This window comes from Burkholderia sp. 9777_1386 (assembly GCF_015712265.1).
Classification (GTDB): domain Bacteria; phylum Pseudomonadota; class Gammaproteobacteria; order Burkholderiales; family Burkholderiaceae; genus Burkholderia; species Burkholderia cenocepacia.
In genome coordinates, this window is sequence record NZ_JACCQB010000009.1 from 14,211 (window position 1) to 37,969 (window position 23,759).

General features: G+C 69.1%; 19 protein-coding genes. 10 read left to right on the forward strand and 9 right to left on the reverse strand.

Annotation, left to right across the window (positions count from 1 at the left end):
• Positions 1 to 127: 127 nt before the first annotated feature.
• Positions 128 to 406, reverse strand: coding sequence for a XapX domain-containing protein (locus H0X91_RS09660; RefSeq protein ID WP_060211395.1), 279 nt, complete (start codon positions 404 to 406; stop codon positions 128 to 130).
• Positions 407 to 712: 306 nt separating this feature from the next.
• Here H0X91_RS09660 and H0X91_RS09665 point away from each other — a divergent pair, with 306 nt between their 5' ends.
• The 6 genes from H0X91_RS09665 to H0X91_RS09690 all read left to right on the forward strand — a co-directional run bounded on the left by H0X91_RS09665 (position 713) and on the right by H0X91_RS09690 (position 6,524).
• Positions 713 to 1,399 carry a hydrolase gene (locus tag H0X91_RS09665; protein ID WP_006498490.1) on the forward strand — a complete coding sequence of 229 codons (687 nt, stop codon included), beginning with the start codon at positions 713 to 715 and terminating at the stop codon, positions 1,397 to 1,399.
• Between the two features lie 168 nt (positions 1,400 to 1,567).
• The gene (locus H0X91_RS09670; protein ID WP_006484386.1) at positions 1,568 to 1,735 is read left to right on the forward strand and encodes a DUF1427 family protein; all 168 of its coding nucleotides are present in this window, start codon (positions 1,568 to 1,570) and stop codon (positions 1,733 to 1,735) included.
• Between the two features lie 19 nt (positions 1,736 to 1,754).
• The gene (locus H0X91_RS09675) at positions 1,755 to 3,644 is read left to right on the forward strand and encodes an amidohydrolase (protein WP_048986098.1); all 1,890 of its coding nucleotides are present in this window, start codon (positions 1,755 to 1,757) and stop codon (positions 3,642 to 3,644) included.
• Between the two features lie 42 nt (positions 3,645 to 3,686).
• A complete protein-coding gene (locus tag H0X91_RS09680) occupies positions 3,687 to 3,932 on the forward strand; it encodes a DoxX family protein (protein ID WP_048986070.1) in 246 nt (81 codons plus the stop codon).
• Positions 3,933 to 4,098: 166 nt separating this feature from the next.
• Positions 4,099 to 5,052, forward strand: coding sequence for a VOC family protein (locus H0X91_RS09685; RefSeq protein WP_006483423.1), 954 nt, complete (start codon positions 4,099 to 4,101; stop codon positions 5,050 to 5,052).
• A 14-nt stretch (positions 5,053 to 5,066) separates the two neighbouring features.
• Positions 5,067 to 6,524, forward strand: coding sequence for an alginate export family protein (locus H0X91_RS09690; RefSeq protein WP_196432985.1), 1,458 nt, complete (start codon positions 5,067 to 5,069; stop codon positions 6,522 to 6,524).
• A 28-nt stretch (positions 6,525 to 6,552) separates the two neighbouring features.
• On the opposite strand, the gene H0X91_RS09695 is transcribed toward H0X91_RS09690, so the two are convergent.
• A complete protein-coding gene (locus H0X91_RS09695; protein WP_058903723.1) occupies positions 6,553 to 7,458 on the reverse strand; it encodes a LysR family transcriptional regulator in 906 nt (301 codons plus the stop codon).
• A gap of 217 nt (positions 7,459 to 7,675) precedes the next feature.
• On the opposite strand from H0X91_RS09695, the gene H0X91_RS09700 reads away from it, so the two are divergent.
• On the forward strand, positions 7,676 to 8,710 hold the full coding sequence (locus tag H0X91_RS09700) for an MBL fold metallo-hydrolase (protein WP_060266421.1): 1,035 nt from the start codon (positions 7,676 to 7,678) through the stop codon (positions 8,708 to 8,710).
• Between the two features lie 24 nt (positions 8,711 to 8,734).
• On the opposite strand, the gene H0X91_RS09705 is transcribed toward H0X91_RS09700, so the two are convergent.
• The gene (locus tag H0X91_RS09705) at positions 8,735 to 9,655 is read right to left on the reverse strand and encodes a helix-turn-helix domain-containing protein (RefSeq protein WP_006485986.1); all 921 of its coding nucleotides are present in this window, start codon (positions 9,653 to 9,655) and stop codon (positions 8,735 to 8,737) included.
• A 396-nt stretch (positions 9,656 to 10,051) separates the two neighbouring features.
• On the opposite strand from H0X91_RS09705, the gene H0X91_RS09710 reads away from it, so the two are divergent.
• The 3 genes from H0X91_RS09710 to H0X91_RS09720 all read left to right on the forward strand — a co-directional run bounded on the left by H0X91_RS09710 (position 10,052) and on the right by H0X91_RS09720 (position 15,777).
• Positions 10,052 to 12,973, forward strand: a complete 2,922-nt coding sequence (locus H0X91_RS09710; RefSeq protein WP_196432986.1) for an ATP-binding protein — start codon at positions 10,052 to 10,054, stop codon at positions 12,971 to 12,973.
• Between the two features lie 48 nt (positions 12,974 to 13,021).
• Complete coding sequence (locus H0X91_RS09715; RefSeq protein ID WP_196432987.1) at positions 13,022 to 15,016, forward strand: amidohydrolase; 1,995 nt, start codon at positions 13,022 to 13,024, stop codon at positions 15,014 to 15,016.
• 86 nt (positions 15,017 to 15,102) lie between these two features.
• Positions 15,103 to 15,777: a hypothetical protein gene (locus H0X91_RS09720; RefSeq protein WP_058903721.1), complete on the forward strand. Its 675-nt coding sequence runs from the start codon at positions 15,103 to 15,105 to the stop codon at positions 15,775 to 15,777.
• 73 nt (positions 15,778 to 15,850) lie between these two features.
• Here H0X91_RS09720 and H0X91_RS09725 read toward each other — a convergent pair whose 3' ends face one another.
• The 6 genes from H0X91_RS09725 to H0X91_RS09750 all read right to left on the reverse strand — a co-directional run bounded on the left by H0X91_RS09725 (position 15,851) and on the right by H0X91_RS09750 (position 23,506).
• A complete protein-coding gene (locus H0X91_RS09725) occupies positions 15,851 to 16,963 on the reverse strand; it encodes an alkene reductase (protein ID WP_006498479.1) in 1,113 nt (370 codons plus the stop codon).
• Between the two features lie 78 nt (positions 16,964 to 17,041).
• Positions 17,042 to 18,259, reverse strand: a complete 1,218-nt coding sequence (locus H0X91_RS09730; RefSeq protein WP_048986078.1) for an MFS transporter — start codon at positions 18,257 to 18,259, stop codon at positions 17,042 to 17,044.
• Positions 18,260 to 18,440: 181 nt separating this feature from the next.
• Entirely contained in the window at positions 18,441 to 19,358 is a 918-nt protein-coding gene (locus H0X91_RS09735; protein WP_006481367.1) for a LysR family transcriptional regulator, read from the reverse strand.
• Positions 19,359 to 19,461: 103 nt separating this feature from the next.
• The gene (locus tag H0X91_RS09740) at positions 19,462 to 21,723 is read right to left on the reverse strand and encodes a xanthine dehydrogenase family protein molybdopterin-binding subunit (protein WP_196432988.1); all 2,262 of its coding nucleotides are present in this window, start codon (positions 21,721 to 21,723) and stop codon (positions 19,462 to 19,464) included.
• Positions 21,723 to 22,223 (reverse strand): (2Fe-2S)-binding protein, encoded by a 501-nt coding sequence (locus tag H0X91_RS09745; protein ID WP_060266436.1) that lies wholly within the window; start codon positions 22,221 to 22,223, stop codon positions 21,723 to 21,725. The genes H0X91_RS09740 and H0X91_RS09745 overlap by 1 nt, the downstream gene beginning before the upstream one ends.
• Positions 22,220 to 23,506, reverse strand: a complete 1,287-nt coding sequence (locus H0X91_RS09750) for a c-type cytochrome (RefSeq protein WP_196432989.1) — start codon at positions 23,504 to 23,506, stop codon at positions 22,220 to 22,222. The genes H0X91_RS09745 and H0X91_RS09750 overlap by 4 nt, the downstream gene beginning before the upstream one ends.
• Positions 23,507 to 23,759 lie beyond the last annotated feature (253 nt).

The following is a 23,759-nucleotide window of genomic DNA, read 5'->3' on the forward strand; positions in this document are numbered from 1 at the left end:
GGTGTCGCGCCGTCGAGCAATGCTGAACCCCATGTTGTTAACAATGGTTCGTCGTCCGATGTATCGAGGCACGCACGCATGTGTGCCGACGGCCGGGCCGCCGCCGCATTCGCTCGACGTCTGCCTGTCACGTCGGTGTCGATTCGCGGTGCTTCGCGGAAGCATCGGCGTGCGCGCCGGGCAGCGCGCCGAACATGTGCTGGCTGCACTTCGCGTCGCGCCATGCGGTTCCCAGGCGGATGCCATCGAACATCCGTCGCACCACGGGAAGAATCTGTTCGCCGACCAGAATGCCGAGCAGGCCAGCCAGGGCAACGGCGGGCGGCGCCGGCGATTGCACGCCGATCAGCGCGTAGACGACGCCGGCGAGGATGCCGGCGAGAAGCGAAGCAATATACGGTTTCATAGATATAGGACGGAATGACGGCCGTTAAAAATATGGATAAATACCGGTCTGGCGTCGATCCGAAAGTCTTGGGCCAGCCTATCAGGTCTGCGTGTTCATCGTTAGCCGATTCAATGAAATTCAGATCTTTTCAGTCTGAATTCAGAGCGCGGTGAGAATCAGAACAATTAACTGGTGCGGTCGAAATTTCGCGTATTGAATGACGCAGGCCGACTGCCGACGCTTCCGACATGGCGCATTGGATGCCTCGCGGATGCGTCGGCCGGGCAAGCCTCATTTTTCTCCGCGTCAAAGGACATCACCACCATGAGCAATCCGAAGCTTGAAGTACTTACTCCGCACAACAGCCAGCTGATCTTCATCGACCAGCAGCCGCAGATGGCGTTCGGCGTGCAGTCGATCGATCGTCAGACGCTGAAGAACAACGTCGTCGGGCTCGCGAAGGCCGCGAAGGTCTTCAACATCCCCACCACGATCACGACGGTCGAAAGCGAGAGCTTCTCGGGCCACACCTATCCCGAGCTGCTCGACGTGTTCCCGAACCAGAAGACGCTCGAACGCACGTCGATGAACTCGTGGGACGACCAGAAGGTGCGCGACGCGCTGGCCGCGAACGGCCGCAAGAAGGTGGTCGTGTCGGGTCTGTGGACCGAAGTCTGCAATACGACGTTCGCGCTCTGCGCGATGCTCGAAGGCGACTACGAAATCTACATGGTCGCCGACGCATCGGGCGGCACGACGCAGGCCGCGCACGATTTCGCGATGCAGCGCATGGTGCAGGCCGGCGTGGTGCCGGTCACGTGGCAGCAGGTCCTGCTCGAGTGGCAGCGCGACTGGGCGCACCGCGAGACGTATGACGCGGTGATGGCGATCGCGAAGGAGCATTCGGGCGCATACGGGATGGGCGTGGACTACGCGTACACGATGCTCCACAAGGCGCCGCAACGCACCGCGACGCCGCACGAGTCGATTCCGGCCGTTCCGGCGAAGTAAGCGCGGACGACCGGCGACCGCTGATGCCGGTGCGGCGGGTTCGATGTGAACGCGTCGCATGGGCTCCATTGCCGCGGGCGGCGGACGTGACCGAAACACGAATGCCGCCCGCGGCATGCGGGTCGAAATACAGCCCCTGCATTCGAAATTGTCCGGGAGATTTATTGCATGGAACCTTATCTGGTTTCCCTTGGCGCGGGTGTGCTGATCGGTGTGATTTACAGCGCCATCAAGGTTCGCTCTCCCGCACCGCCGCTGATTGCGCTGGTCGGGCTGCTCGGCATGCTGATCGGCGTACAAGCCTTACCCCCCGTGAAACAACTCTTTGGCTTCTGATCAACAAGAGATGATGCATATGACCGCAACCGTGACCCAACCGGATCTGATCCTGCATAACGGACGATTCACGACGCTCGATCGCACGAACCCCGTCGCGACGGCGGTCGCGATTGCCGCCGGACGCTTCGTTGCCGTCGGCAGCGAAGCGGACGTGATGCCGCTCGCGGGCCGCGCGACAAAGGTCGTCGATCTCGGCGGCCGCGGCGTGCTGCCGGGTCTGATCGACAACCACTGCCACGTGATTCGTGGCGGACTGAACTACAACATGGAACTGCGCTGGGACGGCGTGCCGTCGCTCGCGATCGCGATGGAGATGCTCAAGCAGCAGGTCGCGATCACGCCGGCGCCGCAGTGGGTGCGCGTGGTCGGCGGCTTCACCGAACATCAGTTCGTCGAGAAACGGCTGCCGACGATCGCCGAACTCAATGCAGTCGCGCCCGATACGCCTGTGTTCATCCTGCATTTGTACGATCGCGCGTTGCTGAATGCGGCGGCGCTGCGGGTGGTCGGCTACACGAAGGACACGCCGGAGCCGCCGGGCGGCACGATCCTGCGCGATGCCGCAGGCAACCCCACCGGCCTGCTGCTCGCGAACCCGAACGCGACGATCCTCTACGCGACACTCGCGAAAGGCCCGAAGCTGCCGTTCGAGTATCAGTACAACTCGACGCGTCACTTCATGCGCGAGCTGAACCGGCTTGGCGTGACGGGCGTGATCGACGCGGGCGGCGGGTCGCAGAATTATCCCGACGATTACGAAGTGATCCGCAAGCTGCACGACACGGGCGAGATGACGATCCGGATCGCGTACAACCTGTTCACGCAGAAGCCGAATGCGGAGAAGGAAGACTTCGTGAACTGGACGAAGAGCGTCAAGTACCACGACGGCACCGACTACTTCCGCAATAACGGCGCGGGCGAGATGCTGGCGTTTTCCGCGGCCGACTTCGAAGACTTCCGCGTGGCGCGGCCGGATCTGCCCGCGCAGATGGAGGATGACCTCGAAGGTGTCGTGCGCGTGCTGGCGGAAAACCGTTGGCCGTGGCGCATGCATGCGACCTATGACGAAACGATCAGCCGCGCGCTCGACGTGTTCGAGAAGGTCAACGAAGACATCCCGCTCGAAGGGCTGAACTGGTTCTTCGATCACGCGGAAACGATCACCGAGCAATCGATGGACCGGATCGCCGCGCTCGGCGGCGGTATCGCGGTGCAGCACCGGATGGCGTACCAGGGCGAATACTTCGTCGAGCGCTACGGCGCGCAAGCCGCGGAGGCGACGCCGCCTGTCGCGAAGATGCTCGCGAAGGGGCTCAAGGTGTCGGCCGGCACGGACGCGACACGCGTCGCGTCGTACAACCCGTGGGTGTCGCTTGCATGGCTCGTGACGGGCAAGACGGTCGGTGGCCTCAGAATGTATCCGCAGCGCAACCTGCTCGATCGCGAAACCGCGCTGCGGATGTGGACCGAGTACGTGACGTGGTTCTCGAACGAGGAGGGCAAGAAAGGGCGCATCGCGGTCGGGCAACTGGCCGACCTGATCGTCCCGGACCGCGATTTCTTCGCGTGCGCGGAGGACGATATCGCCGGCACGACCGCGTTGCTGACGGTGGTCGACGGGAAGATCGTATGGGGCGCGGGGCCGTTCGCGTCGCACGACGCGCCGATCCCGCCGGCGATGCCGGACTGGTCGCCCGTTCGCGAGTTCGGGGGCTATGGCGGCTGGGGCGCGACGCAGCGCAACGGCGCACCGTTGCAACGCGCGGCCGCCGCCGCGATGTGCGGCTGCGCGAACGAATGCAACGTTCACCAGCATGCGCACGCGAACGCATGGGCAAACGCGTTGCCGACGTCCGACGCGAAGGGCTTCTGGGGTGCGTTCGGCTGTTCGTGCTGGGCGGTATGAGATGACGACGCGCCTCGTCTACGGAACTCGGCGTGGGTCCGCGTGCTGCTGTCGCAGCCATGGGTGCTGCCGGTCTCGCGTCTCATGCTGGTGTCCGCGTATTTGATCGCGGGCGTGTACACGCTGCTGGGTTTCGATGCGGCCGCCGCGGAGCAGGCGCACTTCGGCCTGCACCCCGGGTCCGTATGGGCGGCGATGGCGATCGTGGTCGAGATCGGCGGGCTCGTCCTCGTCACCGTGCTCAACGATAGGCGAGACCGGGCTGGCAGCGTTCCCGCCATTCGGTGACGTGGCGACGACCGTGTCGAAACGACGAGTCTGCGCCGTCTCCCGCGCGCGGTGCGCGTGTTTCTCGCCTGTCGTCCGGGCCGCCCGGACGAGTGGCCTGTATCCCGCTGAATCCGAATCCGCGCGCGGCGCCGGGCCGCGCGCATCACCATCAAGGAGAAAACCGATGAATTCATTGAACCTGCGCGACATGCTGCGCATGACCGCCGCATCGTCGGCCGTGCTCGTCGCGCTGCTGGCCGGCGCGCCGGCGCTCGCCGACGAAACCCACCTCGACGACATCGCATCGCCGGCCGCCGCGGCGCGGTCGCCAGCCATTGCGGTCGGCCCGCAGTACGACACGACGCACGTGTGCGTCGCCCCCGAAGACTTCGACCGCTTCACCGACAGCTTCGTCGCGACCTTCGGCGGCAAGAAGTCGAAGCAGGGCGTGTTCCAGGTCACGCCGACGCCGAGCCAGACGATGTCGCAGCTCGTGCTGACGCCGGTCGGCACGATCTCGGTGTTCGGCTTCAAGACGCCGATCCCGTACCCGTTCTGCGAGGAACGCACCGGCTATCTCGTCACCGACATGGACGTCGCGGTGAAGTCGGCGCGCGCGCATGGCGCGGACATCGTCGTATCGACGTTTCCCGACCCGATCGGACGCGACGCGATCGTTCGCTGGCCGGGCGGCGTGAACATGCAGCTGTACTGGCATACGCAGGCGCCGAACTACGACGCGCTGCAGACGGTGCCGGAGAATCGCGTGTACGTGTCGCCGGAAAGCGCGAGCAAGCTCGCACGCAACTTCGCCGCGTTCTCGCACGGCAAGATCGTGTCGGACGTGCGCCATGCGCCGGGCATCGAGATCGGCCGGCCGAACGATACGTACCGCCGCATTCGCATCGAATCGGGCTTCGGCAAGATGACCGTGCTCGCGACCGACGGTCACCTGCCGTACCCGTTCGGGCGTGAAATGACGGGCTACGAAGTGGCCGATCTCGCCGCGACGCTGAAGCAGGCCGAAGCCGCGGGCGTGACGGTGCTGGTGCCGCCGTTCAAATCGGACGGCCGCGACGCGGCGCTCGTGCAGTTCCCGGGCGGCTACGTCGCCGAAATCCACGCGCGGTCGAAATGACGGTGCGCCGGCCGATGAAGCGATCGTGGCGCGGCGCGCTGCCGTGCGTCGTGCTGGCGGGCGGCGCCGCGTTGCATGCGGGTTCGGCCGTCGGCGCCGATGCCGAGGCGGCGGGCGGCGCGGCCGCGTCGCCGGCTGCCGCCGCGGCGTCGTGCACCGCGAAACGCCCGACGGTGCTGTTCAACCGCTGGCAGGAGGACTGGTCGGTGCTCGCGAATCCGTGCGTGCCGCGCAAGCCGTTCGACGCGCTGAAATACATACGGCTCGGCGACGATCCGTCGACCTACCTGTCGCTCGGCGCGAACCTGCGCGAGCGCTTCGAACTGAACAACGCGCCGCTGTTCGGCCTCGGCGCCGCGCACGACGACAATTACGTGATCCAGCGCGCGAACGTGCACGCGGACCTGCGTTATCGCGGGCACTTCCAGGCGTTCGTGCAGTTCGTCGATGCGCGGCCGTTCGGCAAGGACACGGTCGGCCCCGTCGACAAGGATCAGCTCGACGTCGAGCAGGCGTTCGTCGCATACGTCGATCAACTGGGGCCGGGCACGTTCAAGACGCGGATCGGCCGGCAGGAGATGGCGTTCGACTTGCAGCGCTTCGTGTCGGTGCGCGACGGCCCGAACGTGCGGCAGGCGTACGACGGACTGTGGACCGATTACGAAATCGGCAAATGGCGCCTGATCGGCTACGTGACGCGCCCGGTGCAGTATCGCAATGCGGCCGCGTTCGACGACGTGTCGAACCGCCATCTGCGATTCGACGGCGTGCGCGTCGAGCGCACCGGCACGGGGCCCGGCGATCTGTCCGCGTACTGGTCGCGCTACACGCGCGACAACGCGCGCTATCCGGATGCGTCCGGCACCGAGCGTCGCGACGTGTTCGACATGCGTTACGCGGGCAAGACCGACGGGTTCGACTGGGACGTCGAGGCGATGCTGCAGACGGGCCACGTCGGACAGGACACGGTCGGCGCGTGGGCGTTCGGCGCGCTGGGCGGCTACACGTTCGCGAAGACGGCCGGCACGCCGCGCATCGGCATCCAGGTCGACGGTGCATCGGGCGACGCGCATCCGGGCGACCGGCGCGTCGGCACGTTCAACCCGATGTTTCCGAACGGCTATTACTTCACGCTCGCCGGCTATACCGGGTACAGCAACCTGATCCACGTGAAGCCGTCGCTGACCTTCAAGCCGGCCAGCTCGGTGACGGTGCTCACCGCCGTCGGCTTCCAGTGGCGGCAGACGACGGCCGACGCGATCTACGGGCAGGGGATGTCGGCGGTGCCGGGCACGGCGGGCAAGGGCGGCGCATGGACGGGGATGTACGCGCAGGCGCGCGTCGACTGGCTCGTGAACGCGAACGTCGCGCTCGCGCTGGAGGCCGTGCACTTCCAGCTCGGCTCGTCGATTCGCGCACTCGGCGCGCGCAACGCCGACTACGTCGGGATGGAAGCGAAGTTCGGCTGGTGACGCATGGCATCGCTCCGTGTCGCCCGTCTCAGGGCCGCGCGCGAGCGAGCGATTCGACGAAATCGATGAACGCGGTCACGCGCTTCGAGCCGCGCTGGTTCGGCAGGTACAGCGCGGTGATCACCGCGCGCGCCGAGCCCGGCGTCACGTCGTATTGATCGAACAGCCGTTGCAGGCGGCCGGCTTCGAGGTCCGTATCGACCAGCCAGTCGGGCAGCAGCGCGATGCCGGCGCCGTCGAGCGCGGCCTCGCGCAGCACTTCGCTGTGGTTCGATTTCAGCCGCCCGGTGACGACGACCTGCGTCGTGCGTGGCGCACCCACGAACGTCCACGTCTGCTGGTCGACGCCGAAATGAAAGCGCAGGCACGCGTGATCGACCAGTTCGGCCGGCGTCGCGGGCGTGCCGTGCGCGTCGAGGTAGGCGCGGCTCGCGACCACGTAGCGCCGGAACGTGCCGAGCGGGCGCGCGACGACTTCCGCGGTTGGCGCCGCGTCGCCGAGCCGGATCGCGACGTCGATTCGCGCGGATACGAGATCGACGCGTTCGTCGGTGAGTTGCAGGTCGAGGTCGAGCTTCGGATGGCGGGCGACGAACGCGGCGACGTGCGGCGCGAGGCGGCGCAGCCCGTAGGCGACCGGGACCGACACGCGCAGCGGGCCGGACGGCGCGTCGCCGCGGTCGGCCACCAGCGCGTCGGCATCGGCGAGTTCGCCGAGCACGCGTTTCGCTCGCGCATAGTAGACGGCGCCCGCATCGGACAGCGTGACCTGCCGCGTCGTGCGATTCAGCAGCACGGTGCCGAGCGACGCTTCGAGCGCGTCCACCGCGCGCACGACCGACGAAGCGGCGAGATCGAGCCGGCGCCCCGCGCTCGAGAAGCCGCCGGCTTCCGCGACTTCGACGAATGCGCGCAGCGCGGAGAATTTGTCCATGGGGTCGTCCTTGGGCGGGTTGCAACGTCGCATTGCATGCGGATCGCATTCTAGCGCCGGGTCGCGCGGCAGCCCCGTGCGTGCGCTGCGTCTTCAGGACAATTCAGGCAGCGCTCAGGATTTTCGCCATGGCGCCCGATAAGCTGCGCGACATCGCGTGTCGCGCGGGCCGTTCCATTCGTGGCCGGGCGCGCGTACGGTTCGTCACGGAGAAGACATGAAGACCCTGTTCCGGCACGCGTGCGTCGCGCAGGCGGCGCGTTTGCTGATCGTGGCCGGGTGCGCGGGCCTGTTGGCGCCTGCGGCATTTGCGCAAGCCGGCGTGCCGTCCGACGCGGCGTCCGGTGTGCCGCCCGACGCTCCCGTGCCCGCCGCGGGCCGGCAGCCCCCCGGCTTCTATCGGCAGAAGATCGGCGACTTCACGGTGATCGCGCTGTCCGACGGCACTCATCCGTTTCCGGTCGACACGGTGTTCCGCGACATCTCGAAGGACGAGATCCGGCGCGATCTCGATCGCGCCTTCCTGGAGCCGCCCGTGCAAGGGTCGATCAACGCGTTCCTGGTCGATACCGGATCGAAGCGGATTCTCGTCGATGCGGGCGCCGGCACGCTGTACGGCGACTGCTGCGGCAAGCTGCTCGACGACCTGCGCGCGGCCGGCTACGCGCCCGCGCAGATCGACGAAGTGCTGCTCACGCACCTGCACAAGGACCATGTCGGCGGCATTGCGTCGAATGGCGCGATGACGTTTCCGAATGCCGTCGTGCGGGTGAACGCTGTCGAGGCCGCGTACTGGCTCGATCCGGCCAACAAGGCGCACGCGCCGGCGTTTCTCGCGTCGTTCTTCGATGCGGCCGCCGCGGCGGTCGCGCCTTACGTCGCGGCCGGCCGCTTCAAGACGTTTCGCGGCGACGCGACGCTCGCGCCCGGCATTCGCGCGGTGCCGATGCCCGGCCATACGCCGGGCCATACGGCCTATCTGATCGAGAGCGGCAACGCGGGCCTGCTCGCGTGGGGCGACATCGTGCACGTGGCGGCGATCCAGTTGCGCGACGTCGACGCGACGGTCCAGTACGACAGCGATGCCGGCACGGCCCGCCGCACGCGGCGCGACACGCTGAAGCGCGTCGCCGCTCGACGCTATCTCGTCGGTGCCGCGCATATCGCGTTTCCCGGGCTCGGGCATTTGCGCCGCGACGGTGCGCAGTACGACTGGGTGCCGGTCAACTACGACGCGACGCCGGTGCGGTAACGGCCCGGCGTGCGTCCATGCCGGTCAGCGCGACCGTGCGCGCCGCCACGCGCCGGGCGGATGACCGACGATCCGCGCGAACAGGCGGTTCAGATGGCTCTGATCGGCGAAGCCGCACGCGACCGCGATGTCGGCCAGCGTCATGTCGGACGTCTCGATCAGCTCGCGAGCGCGCATCACGCGCTGTTCGAGCAGCCACTGGTGCGGCGTGCGGCCGGTGGTGCGCGAGAACGCGCGGATGAAATACCCGCGCGACAGGTCGCATTCGTTCGCCACTTCCTCGATCGACACGCCGAGGTCCGCCTTTTCCATCAACAGCTCCTTGGCGAGCGCGACCTTCGCGGGAGACAGCACGCCCTTGTGCTCGAGTTCGCGCGTGCGCGCGTTGCCGTAGCGGCGCACGAGATGCGCGCCCATCGCGAGCCCGACCTGTTCGATGAACAGCGCGTTCAGCGGGCCGGGTGTGTCGAGGCTGTCGGCCACCGCGTGCGCGAGATGCCCGAGCACCGGGTCGCGCGCATCGACGCGGCACGTGAGGCCGTCGACCGGGCTGCCGCCGTGCTCGGGGCCGATGCGCGCCAGATACGCATGCGGCAGCTCGACCAGCACGAAGTCGAAGTTGCCGTACAGGTCGGCGTGGAAATGACGGGAAAAATCGCGAATGTAGATCGAGTGGTGCTGGAACCGGCGCTCGCTCGCGCCGGCACGCCCGTAGAGCGTGCGGCGGTGGCCGCCGTTCAGCGACACGCCGACCAGGAAGCCGCGGTCGCACGCGGGCATCTCGATGCGTTCGACGTGCGCTTCGCGCATGCATTTGCGGTGGAGCTTCAGGCCGCCGGATGTCGTCTCGACATCCTTCGCCAGCAGGCTCGACACGCAGCCGAGCGTGTCTTTCGGCCGCCGCGAAGGCGTTGCCACCGGCGCGGCGATGACGGTGTCTGACATGGAATTCCCCAGCGAGGGACTCGGAGCGTGAAATGACGAGTCCAGTTTAGATGCGCACGCGAACGTTCAAAATGAATTTGCATAAACGTCCGCTCGTCATCCTGACAGATTGCTTTCAATGCGTGTGCGCGGTGAGTGCATACCCCCGCGCAGGGCCTGCGCGCGGCCCGGCAGAGTATAGCGCCCTACTTTTACACGCAAGTGATCGTGCCGATCGCGTCCGCGCGAAATGCGCTGGCAGCGCATTTTCCTTCAAGATTTTCACGGCATGCCCGTCTACACTCGGTCCGGAATCCGACATTTTCGTCCGGTGCAAGGGTGCGCCGGACGCGGACTTCCTGACGGGTGAACTGCCGCGTTCATTCGCCAGCCATCCCGAGGAACCCGGAGGCGGCCATGATCCAGATCGGAACTTTGTCGGTGGACTTCGAGCAACGCGACATTCGCCGTCACGGCGCGTCGCTGCGCATCGGCGCGCGCGCGCTCGACATTCTCGAAGTCCTGCACCGCGCGAGCGGTTCGGTCGTGTCGAAAGACGACATCATGGATGCGGTCTGGCCGGGCCTGATCGTCGAGGAAAACCGGCTTCAGGTGCATGTGGCTACGCTGCGCAAGGCGCTCGGCGCGAGCCGCGATCTGATCAAGACGGTGCCCGGACGCGGCTACCTGCTGGTTGCGAGCGCGTCGCCCGGCCCGGATCTCGTGCCCGCGGCCGAAGCGCCGGCCGTCGCCGTACCGCCAGCGGTCGCGCCGCTGCCGGATGCCTGCGCGTCGTCGCTGCTCGCGCCGCTGGTCGGGCGCGACGCCGAAATCGCGCAGATCGTCGACATGCTCGAACGCACGCCGGTCATCACGCTCGTCGGCGCGGGCGGCATCGGCAAGACGAGTCTTGCGGTGCGCGTCGCGCACGGCGTGCGCAGCCGCGCGCACGAGCGCGTGCTGTTCGTGGAACTGGCGCGCGCGTCGACGCGCGACGACATGCTGATCGCGCTCGCCGCCGAACTCGGCCTCGATACGTCCGGCGTGCCCGCCATCGACCGCATCGGCGACGCGTTCGCGACGTCGCGCTGCCTGTTGGTACTCGACAACGCGGAGCACATCGTCGATCTGGTGGCGAGCCTCGTCGAAACGCTGACGTCGAGCGCCGGCTCGCTGCGCGTGCTCGTGACGAGCCGCGAGCCGCTGCACATCTCGGCCGAAGCGGTGCTGCGCATGAGCCCGCTCGCGGTGCCGGACGGCAATGCCTCCGCGGCGGAAATCGTCCGTTGTTCGGCCGTCGAGCTGTTCCTGGAACGCGTGCGCGCGGCCGCGCCGGATTGCGCGGTCGACGAAGCCGGCGTGCGGCTGATCGGCGACATCTGCCGGCGCCTCGACGGGCTGCCGCTCGCGATCGAACTGGCGGCGGCGCGCGTGGCGACGCTCGGGCTCGCGGTCGTCGCGTCGCGCCTCGACGACCGGCTGAATCTGCTGACGGGCGGGCTGCGCTCGGCGCTGCCGCGTCATCAGACGCTGCGCGCGACGTTCGACTGGAGCTATGTGCTGCTCGACCGGGCCGCGCGCGCGCTGTTTCGCCGGATGGGATGCTTCATCGGGCCGTTTTCGTTCGATGCCGCGCGCGCGGTCGCGACCGAGCCCGGCACCTCGGCCGCGGACATGATCGCGGTGCTCGGCGAGCTGGTGGCGAAATCGCTGGTGACCGTCGAATTCGATGGGGCATATGCGCGCTACCGGCTGACCGAATCGACGCGCGCGTACGCGCTGGAAAAACTGCACAACGAGGGCGAGTTCGAGCGCATCGTCGCGCGCCATGCGGCGTACGAGCGCGAGCGGGCGGGCGCACCTCCCGCGGTGCCCGTCCTGCTCGCCGACGTGCCACCTGCCGGTGCACCCGCGCCGGCCGTGGACGAACCGGTGGACGCCGCCGAAGCCGCGGGCGTGCCCGAGCCCGACCGGCTGGCGCGGGCGTTGCTGGAGCCGTCGCGGATGCGCGCGTGTACGGCGCGGGCGCGCCAGGTACTCGACGGGCTGGACACGGACGCCACGGGCCCGGTCGACGTCGCGCGCGAGATGCGGCTGCGGGCGGCCTGCGCGTCGGCGCTGCTGCATACCGACGGCGACGCACTCGCCGCCGCCGCGATGTGGGACCGCACGCTCGGTCTCGCCGCGCACATCGGCGACGATGCGTTCGACGCGCGCGCGCTGGTCGGGCTGTGGAACACGATGCTGACGCTGTCGGACATTCACGAATCGCTGCGCTACGCGACGCGCTTCGAGCGGGCGGCCGAGCGGCGCGGCGACCGGTCGCAGCGGTTGCTGGCCAACACGATGGTCGCGACGTCGCTGCATTACTTCGGCGAGCATGCGCAGGCGCGCGAGCGGCTGGAAGCGGCGACGGCCGAGCTGGCCGACGCGGGCGAACCGCCGTGCGCGCAGGCCGCGTTGGGCATCGACATGGCGACGCTGGGGCGCACGATGCTGATCCGTCTGCTCTGGATGCAGGGCGAGCCGGAACACGCGATGCGCGTCGCCGCGCAAGCGGTCGAGCATGCGCGCCGCGACCCGTCGCCCCTCCCGCTGTGCATCGTGCTCGGCGCGGCCGCCGTGCCGATCGCGCTGCGCTACGGCGATCACGACATCACCTCCGACTATCTCGCGACGCTGCGCGCGACCGCCGACGCACACGGTTTCGACATCTGGCGCAGTCACGCGGAATGCCTGACGGGCCAGTTCGACATCCAGGCCGGCCATCCCGGCGCGGGCCTCGCCCGGCTCGAGCCCGCGCTGCTGCGCGTCGAGGCGAGCAGCTTCCGGCGCGTGCTCGCACCGTTGACCGTCGCATACGCGGAGGGCCTCGTGCGGACCGGCCGCGCCGACGAAGCGTGCACCCGGCTCGATGCGACGCTCGCACGCTGCCGCGCGCACGGCGAGCACCTGTTCGTCCCCGAACTGCTGCGCGTGAGAGGCGTCGCGATGCTCGAACAGGCGCGCATCGTCGGCGCGGATCTCGCGGTGGCGTACGAGGCCGACGGGCATCGCCATCTGCAGATGGCGATCCAGACCGCGAACGCGCAGGGCGCCGCGATGTGGGCGCTGCGCAGTTCGCTCGATCTCGCCGATCACCTGATCGAGCGCGGGCATACCGCGCAGGCGTCGGCGCTGGTCGCCGGCGTCGCGCGGCACTTCGATCCGCATTCGCGCGCCCACGACGTGCGCCGTTTGCTGCGCGTGCAGAGCTTCGTCCGTCAGGGTGCGCCGCTCGCGCCGTGCCTGACGCGCGCGCGACGCGATACCGCCGACGCGGCGCAGCAGGCGGCATGACGATGCGCGAACCCGGTACGGCCGCGCGGCCGCGCGATAGCAGCATGCATGCCGATGCGTGCGGTGCGGCCGCTTTCCCGCGTTCGACGAGCGGCAGGGCGGCCCGCGCCGCGTCGCACGCGGGTGCGCACGGGAGGCCCGACGGTGCTTAGAGCGACGGAACCCGCGCGTTCGGCGGACCTCGTCGTGTTCAACGGAAAGATCGCGACCCAGGACGAACGGCGCTCGTTCGTCCGCGCGCTCGCCGTGAAGGACGGGACCATCGTCGCGACCGGCGACGATCGCGACGTGCTGCGCCATGCGCACGACGACACCGCCTGTATCGATCTGAACGGCCGCACCGTGATTCCGGGCCTGATCGACGCGCACCTGCAGGCGATCCGCGGCGGCATGAACTTCAACCTCGAGGTGCGCTGGGACGGCGTGCCGTCGCTGGCCGATGCGCTCGAGCTGCTGGGCCGGCAGGTACGACGCACGCCCGCGCCGCAATGGGCGCGCGTGGCGGGCGGCTGGAGCGCGCTGCAGTTCGCGGAAAAGCGCGGCCCGACGACGGCCGAGCTCAACGCGATCGCGCCCGACACGCCGGTATTCGTCCAGCATCTGGCCGACAGTGCGTGGCTGAATGCAGCCGCGCTGCGCGCGCTCGGCTACGGGCGCGACACGCCCGATCCGCCCGGCGGCGAACTGCGGCGCGATCGCTATGGGCGACCGACCGGGCTGCTGCTCGCGCGTCCGGACCCGGCGGTGCTGGGCGCGGTGCTCGCCCGCGCGCCGAGGCTCGATGCGGCCGACCGGGTCAACTCGACGCGGCAGTTCATGCACGCGCTGAACCGCGTCGGCGTGACGAGCGCGATCGACGCCGGCGGCGACGGCCTCGCGTATCCGGACGACTATGCGGCGGTCGAGACGCTCGCGCGGCGCGGCGAATTGACGACCCGCATTGCCTATGCGCTGGGCGCTCGGCATGCCGGCCGGGAGCTCGACGATTTCGCGAAATGGATCGCGCTGACCGCGCCCGGCGACGGTGACGCATTCCTGCGCGCGAGCGGCGCGGGCGAGCGATTGCTGTTCTCGGCGGTCGATCTCGGGAATTTCCTCGAACCGCGCGTCGAGCTGCCCGCGTCCGTCGAGGTCGAACTGGCGGCCATCGTCCGGCTGCTCGTGCAGCATCGCTGGCCGTTCCGGCTACAGGCGACCTACGACGAATCGATCGGCCGCTTTCTCGACGTGTTCGAAGCGGTGGACCGCGACACGCCGTTCGACGGGCTGCGCTGGTGCTTCGACCGCTGCGAGACGATTTCGGATGCCAATATCGCGCGGGTCGCGGCGCTGGGCGGCGGCATCACCGTGCAGCCGCGCATGGCGTTCCAGGGCGAAGCCTTCATCGCGCGCCATGGTGCGGCGGCGGCCACGCGCGCGCCGCCGCTCCGCGCGATGCTCGCGGCCGGGCTGCCGGTCGGTGCGGGGTCCGGCGCGATGGGCGCGGCGAGCTACAACCCGTTCGTCGCGCTGTACTGGATGGTGTCGGGACGCAGCGTGGGCGGCACCGCGCTGTATCCGGCGCGCAACCGGCTCGGTCGGATGGAGGCGCTGCGCCGCTACACGGTCGGCAGCGCGTGGTTTTCCGCGGACGAGCACCGCAAGGGCGCGCTGGTGCCCGGCCGGTACGCCGATTTCGCGGTGCTGAGCGACGATTACTTCTCGATCGATGCGCGGCGCATCCCGACGCTGTCGTCGGTGCTGACGGTCGTCGATGGCAAGGTCGTGCACGCGGAACAGGAATTCTCGCCGCTTGCGCCGCCGCCGCCGCCCGTCAGCCCCGCATGGTCGCCGGTCGCCGCAGGCGGCGCCGCCGACGCGGCGGGCGCCGACGGGCGCGACCGTTCGCGTGCCTCGGCGGCGGGCGACCCGTGCGGGGCGCCCGGCGTCGATGCGTGCCGTGCGCGCGGCGATGGACGCCGCTTCGCGCGACCGCGCTATCCGACGGCAAGTGCGGCCGCCGAGCGCTGCGAAGCCTTCGGCCGCTGCTGCGTCGCGTTTTGAGCGGTGCGTACCGGTGCGCTGCGCGCCGGGCGCCGCCGTGCATCGAACGATTTTCCGCCCCGTGCACGGGGCATGAAGGAGACAGGATGAATGCTGCGCATCCGCGCGCATCGGCCACCGGCGACGAAGTGGCCGGCGTGCGCATTCCGCGCACGCCCGTGACGGTCGAGGCCGCCGACGCGGCCCGCGCGTCGTTGCCCGCCGCGCTCGCCGATCATGCGGCGCGCGTGTTCGTGTTCGCTTCGCTCGCCGCGCGGCGTGCAGGCGACGCGTGCGACGCCGACGCACTGTACGTCGCCGCGATGTACGCAAACATGGGATTGAGCCCGGCGTACTGCCGTTCGACCGAACGCTACGAGCTCGACGGCGCGGATGCCGCACACGCGTTGCTGCTGCGGCATCGCCGCTCGCGGCGCATGCGCGACGACGTGTGGCACGCGGTCGCGCTGCATACGACGCCGGGCGTGGCCGCCCGTGCTTCGCCGCTTGCGCGCGCACTCGCGTGCGCCGTGTCGACGGACCTGATGGCGACCGACTTCGACGCCTATACCGCCGACGAGCGCACGGCGCTGCTCGCGGCTTACCCGCGCGGCAGCGGTTTTCGCGAAGCGTATCTCGACATGGTCGCACGCGGCGTCGAGCATCGGCCGCAGTCGACCTTCGGCACCTGGAGCGCGGACGTGCTCGAACGCGCGGACCCCGACTTTCAGCGGCCGAATTTCTGCGGGCGCGTGCTGGGCGCGCGGTGGAACGATACGTGACGGCGCCGGTCCGGCGTGCGGCAGCCGGACGCACGGGCGGCCGCGCTGCGGCGCCGCGCCCGGCATGCGTGGGTCAGGCGGGCGATTGCGCCGCGTCGTGCCGCGCGTAGTCGACGTAGCCGGCGCGCTCGCCGCCGTACCAGCCGATGGTCTTCGGCTCCGCGAGCGGTGCGCGGGCCGCGATGCGCTCGACGAGATCCGGATTCGCGATATATGCGCGGGCAAACGCGACGAGATCGGCGTCGCCCGCGTCGATCAGCGCGCTCGCCGCCTCCGGTGAAATGCCGCCGTTGACGATCAGTGTGCCGTGGAACGACCGGCGCGCGTGCTCGACGATGCGCGGCAGATCGGGTTCGCCGCTCCAGCCGTTGGTGTCGGCCGCGTGCAGATAGGCGACGCCCGCCGCGTCGAGCATCCGGCCGACGTACGCGAGCGTCGCGTCCGGATCGGCGTCGCGCACGTTGTTGTATTTCGCATACGGCGAGATGCGCACGCCGACGCGACTCAGCGGCATCACGCCGCCGACCGCGTCGACGATGTCCTCGAGAAAGCGCGCGCGGTTCGCGACCGATCCGCCGTAGCGATCGTCGCGGCGATTCAGCGTCGACGACAGGAACTGGTGCGGCAGGTAGCCGTTGGCGGCGTGGATTTCGACGCCGTCGAAGCCCGCGGCCATCGCGCGTGCCGCGGCCTGCCGGAATTCGTCGACGGTCGCGACGACTTCATCGGTCGTCATCGCGCGCGACGGCGTCGCATGAATCTTCGTGTAGTAGCCGTTCTGCAACTGCGCCCAGACCTGCAACTGTTCGAGGTCGTCGTTCACGCCGGACGGCGACAGCGGCGCGGCGCCGCCGAGCAGCGTCAGCGAGCTGACGCGCCCGCCGTGCCACAGCTGCGCGAAGATGCGCCCGCCGTTCGCATGGACGGCATCGGTGACGGTTTTCCAGGCGGCGGCCTGCGCATCGTCGACCAGCCCCGGCGTCAGCTCGAATGCCGCGGAGGCCGGGCTGACGTTGGTGGCTTCGGTCACGATCAGGCCGGCCGACGCACGCTGCGCGTAGTACTCGGCCATCAGTTCGGTGGGCAGCCCGCGCGACGGCGCGCGCGAGCGCGTCATCGGCCCCATCACGACGCGGTTCGGCAGCGCAAGGCCGCGCAGATCATAAGCACTGAGCAGGGAAGACATGATGGACTCCTATGGTTCGACGGGGAGCGGGGCGGCGGCGCGCCCCGCGAACGGATCGATTCGGCGTACGACGGCGGTTCAGCCCGCTGCGTGGCGTTGCGCGTGCGGCCGCCCGACGAGCAGGTAGTGCGCGAGCGCGACGAGCGGGAACGCGCCGGCCACCGCGGCGACGAGCGGCCAGCCGCCATGCGCGTACAGCGGGCTCGCGAGCGCGGAGCCGACGGCGCCGCCGACGAAGATGCTCGTCATGTACAGCGCATTCAGCCGGTTGCGGCTCGCCGCGTGCAGTGCGTAGATTTCGCGCTGGCCGAGCACCATGTTCATCTGCACCGCGAAGTCGAGCACGATGCCGGTGACGACGAGCCCGTACAGGCCGGTGCCGTGCACGAACCCGACCGCATACGCGAGCGCGCCGGCGACGAGCGCGATCAGCGTCGCGCGCACGGTATGGCCGGCATCCGCCAGACGCCCTGCCACCGGCGCCGAGGTCGCGCCGATCGCGCCGACCAGCGCGAACAGGCCGATCGCCGATTGCGACAACCCGTAGTGACGGGTCAGCTCGACGGGCACGGCGGTCCAGAACAGGCTGAACGACGCGAACATCAGGCCCTGGTAGAACGCGCGGTGGCGCAATACCGGCATCGTACGAACGAGGTGCAGCAGCGAGCCGATCAGTTCGAAATAGGTCGCGCGATGATCGGGCTGGCGCGATGGAATCGTCAGCGCGAGCACGGCCGTGACCAGCGTCATCAGCACGGCCGCCGCCGCGAACACGAAGCGCCAGCCGAACGCGTCGGCCACGACGCTCGACAGCGGCCGCGCCAGCAGGATGCCGAGCAGCAGCCCGCTCATGATCGTACCGACGACGCGGCCGCGCGAATGGTCCGGCGCGAGGTGCGCGGCGAGCGGCACGAGGATCTGCACGGCCACCGAGCTGAACCCGATCAGCAGCGAAATCGCGAGAAAGAGCCCAGGCGTGCGCACGAGCGCCGCCGCCGCGAGGCTCGCGATCGACACGACGGCCGTCACGATCATCAGCTTGCGGTTTTCGAGCAGGTCGCCGAGCGGCACGATGAAGAACAGGCCGAGCGCGTAGCCGATCTGCGTCAGCGACACGATCAGGCTCGCCGTGTTGCCGGACATGTGCAGGCCCGGCGCGATGAGCTCGGTGATCGGCTGCGCGTAGTACAGGTTCGCGACGATGGCGCCGCAGCTGAAGGCGAACAGCAGGATCAGCCCCTGCGTGAGCTTGACGCCGTGCGCGGGCGGCGCGAGCGGTGTTGAATCCGTTGACATGGTCGACTCCTGGAAAAGGGAAAGGCCGGGCACCGAAGCGTCGCGCCGGCATGGAAGTCGCCTGGCCGCGATACGATGCACCGCATTGCCGTCGATACTAGTGATCAATCACTCGAGCCGGAATCGGGACGCCGTGCAATCGAGCGTTGCGTGGCACGCAAAGGTGCCGCGCCGCGCGGGTTCAGCCGCGTTTGCCCTGCAGCGTCGGAATCTGCTCGAACAGGCCCGCGAGCCAGTCGACGAACACCTTCAGCTTGACCGGGATGTGGCGATTGGGCGGATACAGCACCGAGATCGGCCGGGCCGGCGCGTTGAAATCGGTCAGCACCTCGCGCAGCCGGCCCGATTTCAGGTACGGCTCGACGAGATACAGCGACGTCTTGATCAGGCCGATGCCGGCGACGCCGCACTCGATGTAGTTGTCCGCGTCGTTGACGGCCACCGTGCCGCACATCTGCACGATGCGCGGCTCGCCGTCGACGACGTAATCCCACGGGCGAGGCCGCCCGGTGTCGGCCGAGATGTGACTGACCGCGACGTGCTGCGCGAGATCGTCGACGGTCTGCGGCTCGCCGCACCGCGCGAAATAGGCGGGCGAGCCACACGTACAGGTGGTCAGGCTGCCGATCCGCTTCGCGATCATGCCCGAATCGTCGAGCGCGCCGATGCGCACCACGCAGTCGACCCCTTCGCCGACGAGGTCGATCTGCCGGTCGGTCACGCCAAGTTCGAGCATGATGTCCGGATGGGCGTCGAGAAACGCCGGCAGCGCGGGCACCACGACCTGCTTGGCCATCGCGGGCGGCAGGTTCACCTTCAGCCGGCCGCGCGGCACGTTGCGGGCCTGCGAGACCGACGCCTCCATGTCGTCGATCTCGCGCAGTACCGCGACGGAACGTTCGTAGTAGGCCTGACCGTCCTCGGTCAGCGAGATGCGCCGCGTGGTGCGGTTCAGCAGCCGGCAGCCGAGATGCTGTTCGAGTGCGCTCAGCAGCGCCGACACGCGCGGCGTGGTGAGGCCGGTCGTGTCGGAGGCGCGCGTGAAGCTGCCGGTTTCGACGATGCGCGTGAACACGCGCATCGAAAGCAAGGTATCCATCGTCGGAGGTTCTCCAGCCGGTCGGCATGCGGCGCCGGTGCGTGCCGGCGCCGTCTTGTCTCGTGTCGGATATAGGGTGTCGCGTAGCGGCGTGACCGACTCGCTAGGCGTCGATGCGCTTTCTCAATGCGTCGCCGGCGAACGGCATTTCGCGCATGCGCTGCCCGGTCGCGTCGAAGATCGCGTTGGCCAGCGCGCCGGCGGTCGGCCCCATCGACGCCTCGGCCGCGCCCAGAAACGGCGCGCCGGGACGATTGACCAGATGGACCTTCACGTTCTGCGGCACGGCCGAGAAGCGCAGGATCGGGTAGCTGCTCCAGTCGAAGCTGCGAATCCGTTCCGTGTCGTACTTCAGCGCCTCGTACAGCGTCCAGCTCGCGGCCTGCACGATGCCGCCCTCGATCTGGTTGCGGATGCCGTCCGGCGACACGATCTGGCCCGCGTCGACGGCGGCTTCCGCGTGTTCGAGCGTCACCTGGCCGGTTTCCGGCACGACCGTTACCTCGACCGCGATCGCGACGTAGGCCATCAGGTTCTTGTACTTGCCGAACGCGAAGCCGACGCCGCGGTTGCGCGCGCGCGGCGGCCGCGGCCAGCCGAAGTGCTTCGCGGCGAGCTGGATCACCTGCCGCGCGCGATGGTCTTCCATGTGACGCAGCCGGAATTCGACCGGATCGACGCCGGCCGCGCGCGCGAGCTCGTCCATGAAGCTCTCGATCGCCCAGACGTTGGTGTGCGCGCCGAGCGAGCGCATCGCGGACGTCTGCAGCGGCATCGTCGGCGAGAAGTTGTTGACGATGTGCTGGTTCGGCAGCGTATACAGCGGAATCGCGTTACGGTCGCCGCCGCCCTCCGGCTGCAGCATCGGCGTCGACGGCGCGGGCACGAACGGCGGCTCCAGCATGCGCGCGGGCAGCAGCCGGCCGGCGTTGACGATCCGCTCGTTGTGCGAACTGCTCCACAACGCATAGTTCCAGTCGACGATGCGGCCGCTCGCGTCGAGCGACGCGCTGACCTCGGTCACCATCGCGGGCGTGAAGTGATCCCACGTGTGTTCCTGTTCGCGCATCCATTGCACGCGAATCGGCTTGCCCGGCATCGCGGCGGCGATCAGCGCGGCATGCGCGGCCGCGTCGTCCGCCGCGTTGTGGCCATAGCAGCCGGAGCCCTCGGTGTGAATGCAGCGCACGCTCGCCTTCGGCATCGACAGCATCTCCGCGAGCGCGTCGCGCAGCGGGTAGACGCCCTGCGAGTGGGTCCACACCGTCATCATCCCGTTCTCGAGATGCGCGACCGAACACGACGGCCCGATCGACCCGTGCAGCAGGTAGTTCTTCAGGAACGTCGCGTTCAGCGTCTTCACGGCCGGCGCGGTGGCCGCGTGCGTGTTCGCGATCTCGATGCGCTGCGTCGAGATCCGTTTCAGATCCGCGTGCACGGTGCCGCGCTCGGGCAGCTTGCGGCCCGGCGACCAGCGGCAGCCGGCGGCGAGCGCGCGCTGCGCGACCACCGCCTGCCACTCGCCCTGCGCGACCACCGCGAGCATGCTGCCGTTGCGCACGATCCGCACGACGCCGGGCAGCTTCAGGATCGCGGCTTCGTCGAACGACAGCAGCGTCGCGTCGTATCCCGGCGGCATCACGACGCGTGCGTGCAGCATGCCGGGCAGCTGCATGTCCTGTACATAGCTGACGCCGCCCGTGACCTTGTTCGGGATGTCGACGCGCGGCAGCGACGTGCCGATCACGGCGAACGTCGCCGGGTTCTTCAGCGGCGACGTGGGCGCCGCATTGCGGTGCAGGTCGACCGTGCGGATCGCGTCGCCGTAGGTCATCGTGCGGCCGTCGGGCGCCTTGATCACCGCGTCGGCGGTCGTCAGCACGCGCGGATCGACGCCGAAGCGTTTCGCCGCGCCTTCCACCAGCAGCGCGCGCACCTGCGCGGTCGCGTTCAGCAGCGCGGAGCCGCTGTCGGCCATCGTGTGGCTGCCGGCGGTCAATCCTTCGTCCGGCGACGCGCCGGTGTCGGCGGTCAGGAACGTGATCAGCGACGGCTTCATGTCGAGTTCCTCGGCGGCCACCTGCAGCAGCGCGGTGCGCACGCCGGTGCCGAGCTCGACCTTGCCGGTAAACACGGTGACCTTGCCGTCGGGTGTGATCTTGACCCACGCGTCGAGCAGCGGATTGGTCTTCAGGCTGCCGGCGAGCGCCTGCGTGGCTTTCGCCACGTGCACGGCCGCGCCTTCGTCGGCGATCACCAGCTGCGCGGCCGCGCGCGACGCGGGCGCGAGACTGAACGCGACGAACAGCGCGCCGGAGACGATGAAATGCCGGCGGCCTTCGTCGATGTCGTCGTGGGAATTCATCAGAGCCCCTTGCTGATCGTGACGGGAGCGGAAGCCGGTTCGGGGGGCGGCAGCCCCGCGACCGAGCGCACCGCCGCGAGAATCCGCATGTGCGTGCCGCAGCGGCACAGGTTCGGTTCCATGTGCGTGCGCAGTTCCTGTTCGGTCGGCTTCGGGTTGCGTTCGAGCAGCGCCTGCGCGCGCATGATCATCCCGGCGATGCAGTAGCCGCACTGCGCGGCCTGATGCTCGATGAACGCGCGCTGCAGCGGGCCCGGATGCTCGGCGGTGCCGAGGCTTTCGATGGTGCGCACGCTGCGCGCGCCGACCGCGGCCACCGGCATCAGGCACGAGAAGGTCGGCTTGCCGTCGACGATCACGGTGCAGGCGCCGCATTGGCCGAGGCCGCAGCCGAACTTCGCGCCGTGCAGGTGCAGGTCGTTGCGCAGCGCGTACAGCAGCGGCGTGGATGGATCGATGTCCAGCGTGTGCCGCACGCCGTTGACGGTGAGGGTAATCATCGTACGGTGTCCTCTTTTCTGAGCTTCGCGGCCATCGCGTCGACGCCGGACCATGCGGGACGATCGGTATAGGTCTCGCGCACGTACGCGGCGAGATCGGCGATCTGCGCGTCGTCGTACTGGTCGATGAACGACGGCATGTAATTCAGCGTGTCCTCGCCGTGCCAGCCGATGCCGTTGAACATCATCTGGATCGCGTTGCGCGGCGTATCGGCGTTGACCGCCGTGCTGAACGAAAGCGTCGGCCGCTCGCCGATCGACTGCATCGGCGCGGCCGGCCCGTGGCACTGCGCGCACGACGCCTGGAACAGCGTCGCGCCGCGCTGCGCGGCCGGCGTCGTCGCGGCGCGTTCGACCGCGTTCGCGGCGGCGGCCGCACGCGCATGCGCCGGCTTCTGGATCGACAGGATGTAAGTGGCGATCGCCTCGACGTCCTCCACCGGCACCGTCGCGAGGTCGCGCGTGACCGGCAGCATCGGCCCGGCCGCCGCGCCGTGCTCGCTCGCGCGGCCGGTACGCAGGTAGGTGACGAGCTGCGCCTGCGTCCACGGCCGCGCGGCCTGGCCGAGCGCATTGAGCGGCGGTGCTTCCCAGCCGTCGACGATGCCGCCGTCGAACGCGCGGCCGCGCTGCTCGCCGCCGATCGCGTTCAGCGGCGAATGGCATGACGCGCAGTGGCCGAGCCCGTCGACGAGCATCCTGCCGCGGTTCCATTGCGCGGACTGCGCCGGGTCCGGCTGATACGCGCCTTCGCGCAGGAACAGCACGTTCCAGAACGCGACCAGCGGCCGGAAGTTCAGCGGAAAGACCAGGTCGTTGGCGGGCGCCGTCGCGTGTACCGGCTCACGCGTCATCAGGTACGCGTACGCGGCCGCGATGTCGTCGTCCGACATCCGCGTGAAATGAATGTACGGAAACGCCGGGTAAAGCGGCTGCCCGTTGCGTCCGATGCCGGTGCGCAGCGCCCGGGCGAACGCGTCGCGCGACCAGCGGCCGATCCCCGTTTCGGCGTCCGGCGTGATGTTGGTCGCATAGATCGTGCCGAATGGCGTCGCGAGCGGCAGCCCGCCCGCGAACGGCTTGCCGTCCTTCGCGGTGTGGCACACGATGCAGTCGCCGAGCGCGACGACGCGCGCGCCGGCGCGCACCAGCTGCGGATCGAACGAGGCGGGGGCGGGCGGATCGATCGGCGCGATCGACGGCCGCACCATGACGCCGATCGCGACCGCGACACCGACGATCGCGATGCCGGCCGCGCCGAACCAGAGTCGTTTGTGCTTCATGCGCGCTCCATGCGGCGCGGTGCGCCGCAAGTCATGCGAGGCGCGGCGACACCGGGCGATGCGGGTCGGCCGTGCGTGGTCGTCCGATGCGGCCGCGAGCGTGTTGCCGAGCGGCGGTGATTGGCGGCGGGGATCAAGTTGTCACTCCAGCAGTCGATAACGGGCGCATGCGCTGTCGTACGCGGCAGCGCATGAAGGCAGTCTACGCAGAGGCCGCTTCCATTGCCTGAAGCCGCGCTGAAACGTTCTGAAC

What these genes read in the sequence shown, in the direction of transcription:
- H0X91_RS09660 (WP_060211395.1), bottom strand. Translation starts at nt 406, where the DNA reads ATGAAACCGTATATTGCTTCGCTTCTCGCCGGCATCCTCGCCGGCGTC.
- H0X91_RS09665 (WP_006498490.1), top strand. Translation starts at nt 713, where the DNA reads ATGAGCAATCCGAAGCTTGAAGTACTTACTCCGCACAACAGCCAGCTG.
- H0X91_RS09670 (WP_006484386.1), top strand. Translation starts at nt 1,568, where the DNA reads ATGGAACCTTATCTGGTTTCCCTTGGCGCGGGTGTGCTGATCGGTGTG.
- H0X91_RS09675 (WP_048986098.1), top strand. Translation starts at nt 1,755, where the DNA reads ATGACCGCAACCGTGACCCAACCGGATCTGATCCTGCATAACGGACGA.
- H0X91_RS09685 (WP_006483423.1), top strand. Translation starts at nt 4,099, where the DNA reads ATGAATTCATTGAACCTGCGCGACATGCTGCGCATGACCGCCGCATCG.
- H0X91_RS09690 (WP_196432985.1), top strand. Translation starts at nt 5,067, where the DNA reads ATGAAGCGATCGTGGCGCGGCGCGCTGCCGTGCGTCGTGCTGGCGGGC.
- H0X91_RS09695 (WP_058903723.1), bottom strand. Translation starts at nt 7,458, where the DNA reads ATGGACAAATTCTCCGCGCTGCGCGCATTCGTCGAAGTCGCGGAAGCC.
- H0X91_RS09700 (WP_060266421.1), top strand. Translation starts at nt 7,676, where the DNA reads ATGAAGACCCTGTTCCGGCACGCGTGCGTCGCGCAGGCGGCGCGTTTG.
- H0X91_RS09705 (WP_006485986.1), bottom strand. Translation starts at nt 9,655, where the DNA reads ATGTCAGACACCGTCATCGCCGCGCCGGTGGCAACGCCTTCGCGGCGG.
- H0X91_RS09710 (WP_196432986.1), top strand. Translation starts at nt 10,052, where the DNA reads ATGATCCAGATCGGAACTTTGTCGGTGGACTTCGAGCAACGCGACATT.
- H0X91_RS09715 (WP_196432987.1), top strand. Translation starts at nt 13,022, where the DNA reads ATGCCGATGCGTGCGGTGCGGCCGCTTTCCCGCGTTCGACGAGCGGCA.
- H0X91_RS09720 (WP_058903721.1), top strand. Translation starts at nt 15,103, where the DNA reads ATGAATGCTGCGCATCCGCGCGCATCGGCCACCGGCGACGAAGTGGCC.
- H0X91_RS09725 (WP_006498479.1), bottom strand. Translation starts at nt 16,963, where the DNA reads ATGTCTTCCCTGCTCAGTGCTTATGATCTGCGCGGCCTTGCGCTGCCG.
- H0X91_RS09730 (WP_048986078.1), bottom strand. Translation starts at nt 18,259, where the DNA reads ATGTCAACGGATTCAACACCGCTCGCGCCGCCCGCGCACGGCGTCAAG.
- H0X91_RS09735 (WP_006481367.1), bottom strand. Translation starts at nt 19,358, where the DNA reads ATGGATACCTTGCTTTCGATGCGCGTGTTCACGCGCATCGTCGAAACC.
- H0X91_RS09740 (WP_196432988.1), bottom strand. Translation starts at nt 21,723, where the DNA reads ATGAATTCCCACGACGACATCGACGAAGGCCGCCGGCATTTCATCGTC.
- H0X91_RS09745 (WP_060266436.1), bottom strand. Translation starts at nt 22,223, where the DNA reads ATGATTACCCTCACCGTCAACGGCGTGCGGCACACGCTGGACATCGAT.
- H0X91_RS09750 (WP_196432989.1), bottom strand. Translation starts at nt 23,506, where the DNA reads ATGAAGCACAAACGACTCTGGTTCGGCGCGGCCGGCATCGCGATCGTC.